General features: G+C 52.9%; 15 protein-coding genes and 1 pseudogene. 4 read left to right on the top strand and 12 right to left on the bottom strand.

The genetic code is table 11. From position 1 onward, the window contains the following. Window positions 1-141: 141 nt before the first annotated feature. Window positions 142-936: pseudogene (locus tag C8K66_RS04050) on the top strand (EAL domain-containing protein); the annotation flags it as partial. Between the two features lie 15 nt (window positions 937-951). Here the strand turns inward: C8K66_RS04050 and C8K66_RS04045 are convergent. Beyond that, on the bottom strand, window positions 952-1,245 hold the full coding sequence (locus C8K66_RS04045; protein WP_108524342.1) for a hypothetical protein: 294 nt from the start codon (window positions 1,243-1,245) through the stop codon (window positions 952-954). A 136-nt stretch (window positions 1,246-1,381) separates the two neighbouring features. On the opposite strand from C8K66_RS04045, the gene C8K66_RS04040 reads away from it, so the two are divergent. Further along, window positions 1,382-2,242 (top strand): DUF6216 family protein, encoded by an 861-nt coding sequence (locus tag C8K66_RS04040; RefSeq protein WP_108524341.1) that lies wholly within the window; start codon window positions 1,382-1,384, stop codon window positions 2,240-2,242. 94 nt (window positions 2,243-2,336) lie between these two features. Here C8K66_RS04040 and C8K66_RS04035 read toward each other — a convergent pair whose 3' ends face one another. From C8K66_RS04035 to C8K66_RS04025, 3 genes are all read right to left on the bottom strand, one after another. Then, window positions 2,337-2,573 carry a hypothetical protein gene (locus C8K66_RS04035; RefSeq protein WP_057004976.1) on the bottom strand — a complete coding sequence of 79 codons (237 nt, stop codon included), beginning with the start codon at window positions 2,571-2,573 and terminating at the stop codon, window positions 2,337-2,339. Window positions 2,574-2,712: 139 nt separating this feature from the next. Continuing rightward, complete coding sequence (locus C8K66_RS04030; protein WP_108524339.1) at window positions 2,713-3,084, bottom strand: type II toxin-antitoxin system HigA family antitoxin; 372 nt, start codon at window positions 3,082-3,084, stop codon at window positions 2,713-2,715. Between the two features lie 3 nt (window positions 3,085-3,087). Continuing rightward, window positions 3,088-3,390 carry a type II toxin-antitoxin system HigB family toxin gene (locus tag C8K66_RS04025; protein WP_046384363.1) on the bottom strand — a complete coding sequence of 101 codons (303 nt, stop codon included), beginning with the start codon at window positions 3,388-3,390 and terminating at the stop codon, window positions 3,088-3,090. A gap of 454 nt (window positions 3,391-3,844) precedes the next feature. Between C8K66_RS04025 and C8K66_RS04020 the strand changes: the two genes are divergently transcribed. Together C8K66_RS04020 and C8K66_RS04015 are read left to right on the top strand one after the other, a co-directional pair. Next, on the top strand, window positions 3,845-4,663 hold the full coding sequence (locus C8K66_RS04020; protein WP_108524338.1) for a DUF6236 family protein: 819 nt from the start codon (window positions 3,845-3,847) through the stop codon (window positions 4,661-4,663). A gap of 1,132 nt (window positions 4,664-5,795) precedes the next feature. After that, entirely contained in the window at window positions 5,796-6,317 is a 522-nt protein-coding gene (locus tag C8K66_RS04015) for a GNAT family N-acetyltransferase (protein ID WP_108524337.1), read from the top strand. A 275-nt stretch (window positions 6,318-6,592) separates the two neighbouring features. Here C8K66_RS04015 and C8K66_RS04010 read toward each other — a convergent pair whose 3' ends face one another. Genes C8K66_RS04010 through C8K66_RS03975 form a run of 8 tightly spaced genes read right to left on the bottom strand, consistent with a single transcriptional unit; the run spans window position 6,593 to window position 13,206 of the window. Then, window positions 6,593-7,141, bottom strand: a complete 549-nt coding sequence (locus C8K66_RS04010; RefSeq protein ID WP_108524336.1) for a DUF2514 family protein — start codon at window positions 7,139-7,141, stop codon at window positions 6,593-6,595. Continuing rightward, window positions 7,138-7,617: a lysozyme gene (locus tag C8K66_RS04005; protein WP_108524335.1), complete on the bottom strand. Its 480-nt coding sequence runs from the start codon at window positions 7,615-7,617 to the stop codon at window positions 7,138-7,140. Before C8K66_RS04005 ends, C8K66_RS04010 begins: the two co-directional genes overlap by 4 nt. 1 nt (window position 7,618) lies before the next feature. After that, the gene (locus tag C8K66_RS04000; protein ID WP_108524334.1) at window positions 7,619-8,200 is read right to left on the bottom strand and encodes a hypothetical protein; all 582 of its coding nucleotides are present in this window, start codon (window positions 8,198-8,200) and stop codon (window positions 7,619-7,621) included. 53 nt (window positions 8,201-8,253) lie between these two features. Further along, entirely contained in the window at window positions 8,254-8,580 is a 327-nt protein-coding gene (locus tag C8K66_RS03995; RefSeq protein ID WP_108524333.1) for a hypothetical protein, read from the bottom strand. An 11-nt stretch (window positions 8,581-8,591) separates the two neighbouring features. After that, a complete protein-coding gene (locus C8K66_RS03990; RefSeq protein ID WP_108524332.1) occupies window positions 8,592-8,972 on the bottom strand; it encodes a tail fiber assembly protein in 381 nt (126 codons plus the stop codon). Continuing rightward, a complete protein-coding gene (locus tag C8K66_RS03985; protein ID WP_108524331.1) occupies window positions 8,969-11,365 on the bottom strand; it encodes a hypothetical protein in 2,397 nt (798 codons plus the stop codon). Before C8K66_RS03985 ends, C8K66_RS03990 begins: the two co-directional genes overlap by 4 nt. Window positions 11,366-11,421: 56 nt before the next feature. Beyond that, window positions 11,422-12,078, bottom strand: a complete 657-nt coding sequence (locus tag C8K66_RS03980) for a hypothetical protein (RefSeq protein WP_108524330.1) — start codon at window positions 12,076-12,078, stop codon at window positions 11,422-11,424. After that, window positions 12,079-13,206: a baseplate J/gp47 family protein gene (locus C8K66_RS03975; protein ID WP_108524329.1), complete on the bottom strand. Its 1,128-nt coding sequence runs from the start codon at window positions 13,204-13,206 to the stop codon at window positions 12,079-12,081. Window position 13,207 lies beyond the last annotated feature (1 nt).

Here is a 13,207-nt window from a genome sequence, read left to right as displayed (position 1 = left end):
CGAAAATTATGCCTGCCGGAAAATGCGATTGATTTTTGGTGCCTGCAGGTACCCGCGTTTGAGAAGCACCCAGCATTTATTTGTCGTTACAGGTCAAAAAACACCGCTCCTATTGCCTATGGTTGGGTAACTGGGGGGTAAACGTTCATGCTCACACCTTCCCACCTTCAACAACTGACACGACAAGGCATGATCGAACAGGCGTTACGCCAGGTCGATATCGAGCACGAATTCAGCCTGGTTTTTCAGCCGGTGATTGATTTGCGCAGCTGGCGCACCGTAGCGTTCGAAGCATTGGCACGCTGGAACAGCCCAGAGCTAGGTGACGTGCCTCCCGGCCAGTTCATTCCGATTGCCGAGCGGATCGGCCTGATAAATCGCCTGACCACTCACCTGCTCGGCAAGGCATTGCTGATTGCCTCTGATTGGCCCCGCCACATTTGCCTTTCTTTTAACTTGTCCGCGCACGACTGTGCGTCAGACGAAATCGCCGGACAAATAATCGAAATCATCAAGGCCAGTCATTTCGACGCCAGACGACTGGACCTGGAAATAACCGAAACAGCGATCATGCAGGATGTTGTTAAAGTGCAACATACTATTGACAGGTTCTGTCGGCTAGGTTGCGGAGTGGCCCTTGACGATTTCGGCACTGGATACTCCAGCCTTAGCCAACTACTTTCGCTGGCGCTCACTAAAATAAAAATAGATCGAACCTTTATTACTGGCATTGACGAAAACCCAACCAGCTACAAAATTGTAAAGTCTCTAGTTGCTTTGAGCAGTGACATGCAACTGGAATGTATAGCCGAGGGCGTGGAAACTCGCGAGGAATTGGAATCCTTGATTAGCCTGGGTTGTTTTTTTGTCCAAGGTTATTACTTTTCGCAGCCCATGCATCATTCGCACATAGATAATTGGCTCAAAGACAATTGAATGGTTCGTGGCATGTCAAAAATTCAATGTCGAGCGCTGACTGAAGTGCAGACCTTCGCAAGGTTTCTCTAATATCCAACCCGGTGCAAAGTGGCTAAACCTGGAAGCGTCCTTGCATTTTCTGGCCAACTGCAGCCCAGAGATCCAGGCAACGGATTCCTCAGGCACGGTGGCCTTGGTTTGCTCGGATAAACCGCCAGCCTTGCGCGCTTCGCTCATGGTCTCCTCGGCCTGTTTGCTGAAGGCGCCGGAGGCACACTCCAGCTCGGAGGAAACCTGTTTGAACTGGTCGCGGGTGGTGTCGGACATGGGTTATCCTCCCTGTAGGGTATAAACCTCTATCGCCGCAGACACAAAAAACTTAAGGACGAGTTAAAAATGCCTATTGCTTAATGGCTAAAAAGCCAATTAAACCTTCCATCAGAACTAAATCAAGGATGACTCTGTGTCACAGCAAAACTTCAACGACAACATCGTAAACTGGACATTTGAAAACTATGCAACACTGGTAAGCTTAGGTAGCGGTATCGCCATTTGCCTGTTAGCTTTGTACATTTATTCACGTTCAGGCTCACTAATACTCCTACGCGACTTAATGTGGCGCTTTTTCGGCGGCTCCACAAAATTTGAAACCGAAGACTACGAACAAGTACGAAAAAACCTCAGGGAAGTTGAATACTACCGATTCGAGTTCAACATACCCGCACAGAACTTGGCTGACACCAAACTCGCCGAAGAATGGATCAAGAAAAATGGCTTCTGCCATAGAGATGTTGCACGAGCAAGAAAATATATAGACTGGAAAAACTTTAACAGCCTAAAATTTAAAGAGACCCTGTTTTCGAAAAAAGCTCAATGTGCGTTTTTTGCGCTACTCTTCTTTTTCTTCGTAATTATCAGCATTTCAGTACCACTTACGAACGCAAAATACCTGATGGTTTCATTGAAAGACGCTCCGGAAGCTCCGTCATTTTACCTATCCGAGGGCGATGCTAAATTCAGCTTTTTCAAATCCAACCCAACGCTAACAGAGAAAGAGTGCCAGTCACCGGAATCACTTAAAAAATTTATCAATCACGAGTTCTCAGAAAAAAACATCAACATCATCTGCTCGCTCTTTGGCGAGGACAAATACCGTGAGCATGTAAACAATGGGCTCAAGGGGCAACGAGGGCTTCTTCTGGCAATCGTCGCAATTTCGATTTTCTCCGTGTTCTGTATATTGGTGCGAACATCCAGATCAGATGTTGCAAAAAAACTCCACGAAAAAATTCATCCACCCAAAAAACAAATTTTCAAAAAATAACCCATCCAGCTGAATAGCTTTGCGACTCTTACATTACACCGTTAGAGTCGCCTCGCTGGATTGATCACACCCCGAAACCTATCTAATGCCTTTTCTAGACTACGAGCAGGCTCATAGAACGTTTGGCGAAGACCTTCGCTGCGGCCTCTTCCGCTGACAGCGAAGCTCCGAAGATGCTGTCCAGCCGCATGGCGGAATCGACCGACACGGCGTTGCCACTGCTGGAGGTGCTGAACCACTCTTGCCAGAAGGCCCTTTCAGCCAAGCCGATGGGCACGCCGAGCCACTGCTGCAAGGCGGCGCGCAGCCGTCCGGGTTTCCAGCGTTTCACGGTCAGACGCCCGCCATGATCGGGTTGTTGAAAAAGCCCTTGCGGCCACCGATGTCGGTCAGCCATGAACGGCAGGCAAAAAAAATCCGGCACTCTTATCAGAAGCCCGGATTTTTCAGCAAATCAAACTAGCTCAGTACTACAGAGTTTTTACCGGCTTAATCAAACTCTCCGCCGGAATCCCAAACATCTCATGCAGTTTCCAAATCATCGGCAGCGTAAGAGCTCGCTTCCCGTTCAGAACCTCATAAACCCGATTCTTGCGCCCGATGGCAGGCACAAGGTCTGTCGCTGACAAACCGGACTGCTCCATCCTGAAACGTATGGCATCCACCGGGTTGGGCAGGTCAACCGGGAAGTGTTTCGCTTCATAAGCTTCGATCAGCGTAATCATTACCTCTAGGTAATCCCCTTCAGGAGTCCCTGGCTCTGGTTCATTATCGAACAGCGGCGAGACAGCCTTCAGCGCTTCTTGGTAATCCTGTTCGGTATGAATGGGGCGAATGTTCATGGGTTACTCCATTTCAACAGTATCTGCGTCAACGGCGTCGTACTGCTTATGTGTGCCGACAAATTTGATATAGAGAGCGCTGTAGCGGTAGGCCACAGCGACCACTAGCCGGTAGTCATTGCCCTTGATGTTGAACACGACCCGGCGGCTCTTGAGAACGCTCGCATGGCGAAATTGGCCTTTGATGTCTGCGGGCGTCTGCCAGTTCGCTTTCTTGACCTCGTCAATCCAGGCAAGGAGGGATTGCTCTGAATCCGGATATTTCTGCCAAAAAGTCTTGAGCTGGCTGATCGCGATGATTCTCATAGAATGATCCTAGTCCCACGGTGGGACTCACACAAGTGCGTTTCATCTGTTTGCCGTGTCCTGATACTCCCCCACACTCAGAAACGCCAAACTGAAATCATAAAAAAATTTTGCAGTCAGACACCCGCCATGATCGGGTCGTTGGAGAAGCCGTCGCGGCCACAGAAGAGATGTACGTCGCCGTGGTGGGGATCAAAGGGTCCACGATCACTGCGGCGCCGGTGCGACCGCGACGAGAGCATTCAGCACAAAGTGGATGATCCCGGAGCCAGCCGAGTCGAGTATTTTGCCAGTGGTAGCTATAGAGCTTGGGTTTACTCTCGCTCATCGCCGGGGAAATTTGATGCGTGCGAAACGTTATCAATTAGAACTTTTAAAAGCCTTCACTAGACTCAATCAGCAACCCCTGATAACTTAACTTAAAATCAGACCCAACTTATAAAGTACACACAACATGACTATTGAAAACAACATGAGAGGGATAGTTATAGCACCCTCACTAGATCTCGACACACATAAAAACATTAGCTACTTAGGAACCATTCACCCCGACACCTTTAAAAAATACTTACTTTACTTTGACAAAATTGACATCCCAAAAACTACCAGAATAGGTTTTAAATCAACACCTGACGATAAATTTCTCGAGAGCGCTGGGATCTTAGAGCACACACTGCACGACGAGGGCTCTACATTTCAGCCAAAGCACACAAAACTAAACCTAATCGAAAATGCCCTGAAGATACGCCATAGTGTCCAACCTGGGCAGTGGAGCCTGGCGAATCACAAGCTCTCTCCGAGCGAGAATCAGCTTACGAAGAACCCAGGGATCGAAATAAAAATTTATGAATGCCTACCGATTCCAAGCCCAGAATCATCTTTCGATGACATATTAAACTACAAAGACAAGAGAGAAGATGAACTTTTAGAATTTCGAAATCATCTAGACGACATCTACCAACTGATTCTTTCTCAGCCAGACACCGAGAGAGCTTTAGTGACAGCAATAGCAAACCTCAAAAAATCCATAACCAACGTCAATGCCTCAGCTACGAAAGGCCTACTACGAAGAGTTGCTTCCAGCTTCAACATCAGCCTTAACATCGAAAGCACTTTTTCGTTGGCCAGTGCTTTACTAACAGGAGACAAAAATCAGGTCGTCAAAGAAGCATTGGGTTTCATTAGCTTTGAACCTGCAAAACTATTTACAGCGACTGAAATCCCGAAGGATCTAAAGGCGCTCTCTTATTTGGTCAACCTCAACAAAATATGACATCACTCGTCCAACCTTTATAACTCGATAGCGATGGGGATCCGTCCTATACGGAGATGCAAGCAACCAACCTGAGATCTTTTTACTCTCTAACAGAAAATCTACAAAGTAGGCGTTTCAAGTGTTTTTCCGCAACGACACAGTGATAAAACTTTGACGCACTATCGGCGCAAACTATCCTGACAGATGGTCAAGTACCGCGTCTCTCAGAGCGTCTCGATAACTCAGCAATCATTCGATCATGCAGTCGCTGGGCCCAGTTGCGATAAGTCCTATCCGCCGATGGCTCCAGTCCCAGCTGCCGCATCTGCTCAGCAACGGATAGCTCCCGCTCGCCAATTTGGCTAACCGCTGGCCCTACTCACCTTGATGTTGCAACCAGGCCAATGCGGCTTCCACCTCGCGTGCCATGTGATCGGGACCGGCTCCCACGAGTAGATCCCTCGAGCCCGGCGTACCACGCCCCCCCCCAGTTTTGGCAAGACATTCGAAAGAGAATCGGTGCGAGTTTGGCAGCATCAACACGGACTCGAACAAAGTAAGCATCTTTCAGCTCGAAGTGATATTCGCTTTCGGGGGAGTTCATGGTTTTTTCACCCCGATCCAAAAGCTGCAGGTACGTGCGCGCTTCGGCGTACTGAATAACGCCTGCTGCGCCTTCTACGGAGACCACCACATTGCTTGAGTAGGCAGCGGCGGGAGAGCCGCGCAACAAGGCGCGGTAGCGGGTATCGCATCACCAAATCCTTATGAGTGATGGAAGGCTGCTGGGCGAGCCTTGAGAATTGCCCTAAACCAAACCCCAACAACGAAAAAGCCCCTGAAATGTTCAACCATTTCAGGGGCTTAGTCGTATTTAATAATGGCGGAGAGATAGGGATTCGAACCCTAGGTACCGGTGAAGGTACAACGGATTTCGAATCCGTTTTCGCTCCGAATGATCATTGGCGCTAATCCCTCAGACCCCCTTCAGGGCCTCGCTTTCAACGCACCAAGACACAACACCTCTCCACATCTTTTGGGGGAGTGATTCCCCCAGATTTCCCCCGGCGTCCTGCCGACCTAACACATCTCCCTAAAACCTGACCTATTGGTATACAGTACCAAGCCCCCAAGCATACGGAAGTGATCAATGATCCTGACATCAAAAACCGTGAAGATGCGCCTGGTTGAAGAATCGGACGCCGAGTTCATCGTCGGCCTACGCGTTGACGAAAAATACAACAAGCACCTGTCTGCCGTTACCGGGGATGTAGAGGCCCAGGTCAACTGGATTCGCCGCTACAAAGCAGACGAAGCCGACAAACTGCAGTTCTACTTCATAATTGAGCGCCTGGACGGCACGCGGTGCGGCACCGTCCGGATCTACGACATTGTCGGCGATTCATTCTGCTGGGGAAGCTGGATTCTCAATGAAGAAAAAACAAAGTACGCGGCGCTCGAAAGCGCATTCCTTGTTTACGAATTTGGATTCGAAGAGCTAAAACTTTCAAAATCCCACTTCGATGTAAGAAAAGAGAATGAGAAAGTTATTTCATTCCACAAAAAAATGGGCGCAGTAAAAACTGGCGAAACCGATCTAGACGAACTTTTTGAGATATCCAAAAATTCAGTCTTGGAGACCAAGCAGCGGCTATCTTCAAAGCTGCTATAGGAATCTTCGAAAGATGAACCGCGACCTGAAAGATTATTTCCGAATTGCAAATTGCCCAGATACCGACCCTGGCGAATTGTTGCTCCTGGCACGCCACGAATCAGAGCTTGTTAGGGGGTCTGTCGCCTTGAACCCCTCTTCTCCTGACGATGCAATATCGATACTTTGCAGCGATGAAAGTGAACACGTTCTGGAGTGTATCCGTTCAAGGGGATCATACATAAAAATAACACCGCAAAGCCCCGAATCAATTTCAAAGCGCTGGCACTAAATCTTTATTTTGATGAGTTCGGAAATAAGTGCAGCTCAATGTTTGTTATTGAATCATACGCCTGCTCGCAAGTCAGGCCCCGGGCTCTGGCTTGGTCAGCAACTGCTGCCAGATCGCCCGCTCGCTGGTCAGCGCGCTTGAGCACGTCGGCGAGCAGAGCGGCGTCACGGGTAGCTGCCGCCCTTGAAGTGGCAGTGCAGGAATTGCTGCTGGCTTGACTGTTTGCGAGTCGAGCGGCAAGAGAGTCTGCCGCCCCGCGCAAGCCGTCAGCAGAAGCGCGAGCAGCGGAAGCATCAGCCGTAGCCTGATCGATCGTGCGTTGACCATCTTGTACCGCCTTATTGATTGATTGCTGATAGGCCTGTTCACGCACCCGGGCGGCGGCCTCATTTTCGGCTTTAGCCTGGGCGTCCCGTGTGTCGCGTGCATTCCATTGCGACTGCCAGGTCTCGTTTGTGACACTTACGCCGTGGTGATAGGCGCCGAACAGAGCGCAAGCCACTAGCAGCAGCGCGACTATATAAGGGAGGATCTTCAGCCAGATCGTACTCATGCTGCTGCGACTCCTATAGCCACGGCCTGGGTGCCAGTCTTCCCGGAGAACAGCGCTGCTTCGGCGGCCCGGCGCCGAGTTAGGCCGCGCATGGGCTTGCCCGCGGCGCGGTTCCAGCGGGCAAACTGTGCTGCAGCGCCGGACATGTCGCCAGCGTTGACCAGCTTCAGCAGCGTCGATCCTTCGAAGTTACCCGCGCCGAGGTTGTAGACGAAGTCAACCAGCGCATCAAACTGGCCCTGGTCTAACCCGCCGGTGACTGCGCATGAGACCGTCAACTCGCGAGCTGACAAGTCTGCAAGCAACTGGGCATCAGCCTTGGCCTGCGTCCATACAAGTCCTGGAACGACTTCAGGCCCGGTGTGCCCCCAGCCGATTGTCCATGGCGCTCCGCCTGTGGCTGGGTCTGGATAGGCGCTGAGCGAACAGCTCTCGAAGTGCTTCAAGACGGCGATACCGTTCTGTGATGTACGCATGTCAGATTGCCTTGTAGAAATTGATTTTTGTCGTCATCCCGAGCGGCTCGCCATCGGTACCGGCGTCATCCGGTTGCACCTTGAAGCCCATACGGATCACAAACGCTCGCGTATCGCTCCACTGGTGGACCAGATAGAACCCGTACCAGTGCTTTCCGCCATTCTCAGTGGTCACGAACTGCCATCCAGCCTCGCCAGGGTGGTCGCGCACGGTGTAGTCGCCCGCATAGGTGATCGTGCTGCCCTTGACCGGCGCTTGCCACAGCTTGACGAACCGCATGTTGTTGACCGGGTTGCGCACCGCCGCCCACCACCACATCGCCATGAACGAGTCGACCGGCCAGCCGAAAGGTGTGTTTTCAGCCCACCAACCTCGCCTGTCGCCCAGCATCCCGTCGTAGTCATTGCCGAACAGCCATGCCCAGCGCGGCAGGTTGGCGATCGGCCGGCCATCGCTCTTGCTGACATCTGCAACCCGGAACGGGATGGCTATTGCCACCACAAACAACCCGATAAGGTCGGTGACGATATTGCAGGCGAGCAAAAACACCCACTGGAAAATCGCCTTGGTGATATTGAGCATTTGGCTTTCTCCAGACGCAAAAAAGCCGCCCTAAGGCGGCTCCTGCATCGCGGTTATGTGGATGGCGGGGAAGCTGCGGCTTCGAGTGCGGCCAGGCGCGCAGCGATGTCCCCTGGCAGCGTTTCAATGGCAATCTCGACCATCGTATCGGCGTTCTTCAACTTACCCTCGTGATAAACGACGTTGAACGGCGGATCAGGGTATTTTACCCATTCCCATATCCCCGTTGCTCGGCCATACCAATCGCCAAATCTGTCGAGTCGAGTATCTGGCCGAACATCATTCATCTGAACCCAGCCTGACGGCAAGGGCCATGGCTGATCTTCTGACAGCACAACAACATCTGTACCGTCAATCTTGCAATACCAAATCATGACCATTTTAAATTTCCCTACGTGGTAGGCGTGGTTGGTTCTTCCGGCCATTCAATTGAATCCGGATAACCTGGCTGCTCTGTAATCCGATTTACAGCCACTCGGTATTGCTTCCATGCTTTGAGCAGTACTATGTCTATAGCGCTTGCTGTATCAAGGTCGACAGCATCCTGGAGAGGGGAGATTCGCAAGGATGCTTTACCGAGAAGAACATCTCGATTAGCCAGAGCCGTCGCTGAAACCTCAGCAGCACAAGGAATTGGCGCAGGCGGAAGGGTTTCAGAATATGTTTCGGTTTTAGGATCTGGATAGATCTTTAGCGGATCATCAGGGTCAGCAAACTCGCAATCAACCGCACGCCATCCCTGACCATCAATTCGAACTGCATATCCAGTCATAGGTTGTCCTCCCATCCAAGAGCGTTAAGGGTGTTGCCGGCGAGGGACGAGGCCCAATAGATATTGGGAGTATCAAGAATAAATCTTGCGAACCCAGAGCTGTATGGCCCGTTAGTGCCGGCCGAATAGGTAAATGGGATGCTTGTGGCGCTTGTGTAGGCTCCATAAGCTGAATCTGCGGCGACCATGACAAATCCATTTGGCGCTGCAACACCGACAATTGTCTCAACAACTGCAGCTGTTGGCGGGAAGAACGAGGCAACAGCAACCGACGAATAAGACGGAGTTGCAATACTCCCGCTAACCCCGCTTGCCATTTGCGGGAAAGCAGTCATATTTGACCCCGCCGCGAGAACATATTTAAAAGACCTGCCCGCTTGAATGAAACCAAGCGGGTATGCGTTTGCTGTTGAGTCAGTTCTGATCCATCCGATCCTTGCCTTATAAGTGTAGCCTCCCGGCATCGTCGGGGATGTAGTGCTCAGCGAGAACAACACAAACTGAGTAGATCCATTGTAAATAAGCCAAACGCTGTACCAAGTCGATGAGGCCACGGTGCCTGTATCCATGCCGGTGCCATTGTTACCGGTAATAGACACCCCTCTAAGTGTTACATATTGGTTTGAAGTGTTCTCAAGAACAATCTCATCAGCAGACACAACCACAGATCGCCCAGTGCCTGTAGCAAGAAGGCGCAAGTTCTTAAATGCCCCCTGAACAGTAGGCGATCCCGCAACTAACGACTGAACCTGTGCAAGCGGGGTAGCTTGGGTGGCTGAAACAGCAGTCGACACGTTAAAAGCATTTGAAGAGTTGCCGGCGGAAGCTGCATATGCGGCGTTCGCCTGAGTCAGATTTACAGCCTGCGAGCCTGTAGAGGCAGCGGCCACACTGAATGCCTGAGAAGAACTGCCGGCAATTGCAGCAAAAGTTGATTGCGCCTGCGACAATGGAACAGCCTGATTCGCACCAGATGCTGTATTTACAGAAAATGCAACGGACGAGTTGCCAGAGAGCGCAGCGAAAGTACTGGTTGCTTGGCTCAGGTTGATCGCTTGCTGACTTTGTGTTGCTGGGGGAATTTGCAGTGCGCCACCAGTACTTTCAATAAGCACCCACGCCCCGGTTCCGCCGAACGTCGCGTTGTATTGAACCCAGACCTCACTCGTCGAAACGATCTCGCCACCCTGAAGAGCTACGTGCCCAGTACCAACCAGAGGTTTAGTACCAAGACCATTGGGGTTGAATGTGCTCGGGCCGGTATTTGCATTCGTCGCTTTGAAGCGCAGCGCAAGGCCATCCACCACTGCAGTTACTGGCGGAGAATACGTGACAGCATAGGCGTTCGCCGCGCCAGTATCCAAGCCGTAACCGATAGTGGCGGCGCCGACCTGAGCCACAGTGGCAGCATGGTTGGCTTGAGTGCCGGGGACGATCTGTTCAGGAGCGCCCGTGCAAAAAAGCAGGATGTACGAGCCTGAGCCAATAGAGCTATTCCACTGGACCCATGCGTCGCCAGTGGCAAAAAGCTCACCGCCTTGCAGTGGCGTGTGAGCCCCGCCGACGACCGGAACCGTACCAAGGCCGTCATTAAACGTGCTGGCGCCAGTGTTCGTGGTTTTTACCTTGAAGCGCAGGATCTGACCTTCGAAACGGGTGGCTATTGCAGGGGAGAACGCGCAGACGTAGGCGTTTGCCGTGCCTGTATCCAGGGAAAACGAAACGTTACCGCTTTGCACTGATTGCAGCAGGCCGGAAGGCAGAAGTGGCGCCGAGGCATACTGAGCAATACTTGCCGACGTGATTGTGGTCTGGCCAAAGGCAACAGTTACCACGTACAGCCCAACGTAACCGGCGTCTGGCGCCGGAGTTACCTGGCTACCAGTTGCAGCAGATGCGCCAGCCTTGACCTGAACGATCGCTGCGCCCTTGCGAGCAGTATTCTGGGTCATGCCGTTGTTACCCATGCCGCTGTAGGGCAGCGCCGGATTTGCACTGTTGTAATACGGCAGGAGGACCGGCGTGGAGTCCTGATCCTGGTAAGTGGCTTGCACCAGGTAGTTGATCGACTGGCCGGTGGTTGTGGGCGCCGAGCAGCTCAGGGTGACACCGTCCAGCATGATGCCCTGCTTCAGGATCGAGTGCGTGGTGTCGGCTGGAAGCGAGGAGAAGGCCAGCGAGTCGATGTTGGCGAGGCTGTAGATCTCGCCAGGCGCCACAACGATCTGCAGCGAAGCTGGGCCCGTCGGGGTCACGGCAAAGCCATTGGCGATGGTGCTGGTGCCAAGCACGGCCGCAGCCAGCTTGGCGCTACCGATCATCGCGTCCTTTGCCATCTGCAAAAGGGAGGTTTCAGGCAGGATCTGGCCTGGATATACGATCTGTCTGTCCATGGGTGCCCCATAAAAAAGGCCCGCACATGGCGGGCCTAGATTCGAATGAATGGTTGTCAGTTGGTGATGCGATACCAGACCGTGGTGCCGTATGGCTTGGTCGCCTCGATAGCGGCAACGATGTCAGCGTCTGATACTTCGGGGAAAAGCTGGGTGGCGGGCAATAGGCCGCTGGTCATGGATAGGCCGAACCAATTGGTGGCGACCCCAGGCCAATTCTCTGCGCCATTCCCGGTCGGCCGATACGCGGTCACAAATGCCTGATAGGGACAACTGGTGGAGCCAAGCGGGCCGGCGACACCAAGCCCAAGCGTAATCCCAAGGCATCCACAATCGTCCGGCTTGGCCGGTTCAATAATCAACGGCCGACGGCCGGTGAGATCAAACAAAACCTGATCCATGCCGTGCCGGGTTGCTCGCTCCCTGAAAATATTGATCAGGATTCGGTTGCGGTAGCTGGTGTCCGACTGACCTGCGTACCTGATCAGGCTGTTCCCGAAGAAGTCGAGCCCGATGATGTCGAGCCAGCCATCGGTGGCCGTCTTGATACGGGTCTGCGCCTTCGCATATAGATAGAGGGTGAACCCCCATGACAGCGCCTGCGCGTAACCCCACAGCAACGCATCACGGACGGGGTTGTTGTCGCCGAACCACCCAAATGGCAGCAGGCTTTTCAAGCGCTCAAACATGTCGCTTTGGTCGCCAACACTCATTTAAGCCACCGTCACTGTGCCTGGTCGGATGACCTGTTTATTGGTTGCGCCAAGGTCTGCCGTGCCGCCGTTCAAAAGCACCGCTGAAACATTTGTGATGGCCGGCGTGACGCCATATGCAATAGCGGCGAGCTGCGTATAGGGGAGGATCTGACCGAGCGCCAGGCTGGATATGTACACCTGAATCGCGGCGACTACCTGGGCGACGACAACGCTATGCACAACCGTGGAGTCGGTGGTGATTGTCATGCCGACGTTTGCCGTCACCAGTACCGGAGGAAAAACCCCGTAGCGCGTGGTGAATGCCCTGGCGGATTCAATGGCGGCGCCCGCGGTTACCAAAAACGACCCAGGGGGCGCCCCGCTACCATCATCAACCACTGCGTAGAAGTAGCCGTAAAGGAGATTGCCGCTGTAGTCCTGGTTCTCTGTCAGCGTGTAGCTGACTCCCTGCTGCATGGAGGACAACGCGTACTGGATGGCGGCTTTCGTGCCTTTCGACAGCGACTGCACCCAAAGAACGAAGCGCGACCGGAATGGCGTGTCCTCTTCCTGGTCAACGCCGCCCGCGAACACGGCTGTATTGGTCACGGTATCGATTCCGCTGATGCTGCCCACGATTACAGTCACGGTGCCGATCAGAGCGTTTCCGGCAGCGCCTGCCGTACTCGCAACAACCTGAACAGTAGCAGACGCCGTGCCGGACGGGATCAGATACCCACCAAGCCCGGCGTTATACATGGGGTTGGTCGTGTCGATCGTGACTGTGTACTGCTGTGAGCCGTCAGTGGAGCCAACAATGGAGCCGATTGGGATAAGCGCGGAGAGGGTCGGCGTGAAGCGTGAGTAGGTAACGCTGCCAGTTGCAAAACTCGCAGACAGCCGATAGAAGCCAAAGTCCGCCATCCAGCTATCGAGGTCGGCCCCGGAAGACGTGGATGCGCGGGTAGTGGCCAGCAGCGTGACGATCAACTGTTGGAGCCACTGCAAGATACTGGCATTACTTTCGGCGATGGCGCGGAGCAAAGAGCCGATCGTGAAGTCCACGAGACCGGCGGCGCGGCCCTGAATCGCCGTCACCTGATCCCGTACCAGCGTGGTGAAGTCCTTGATATTGAGCGATGCCATA

This window comes from Pseudomonas sp. GV105, assembly GCF_003058185.1.
Classification (GTDB): domain Bacteria; phylum Pseudomonadota; class Gammaproteobacteria; order Pseudomonadales; family Pseudomonadaceae; genus Aquipseudomonas; species Aquipseudomonas veronii.
This window is presented reverse-complemented; position numbering and strand designations above follow the sequence as displayed.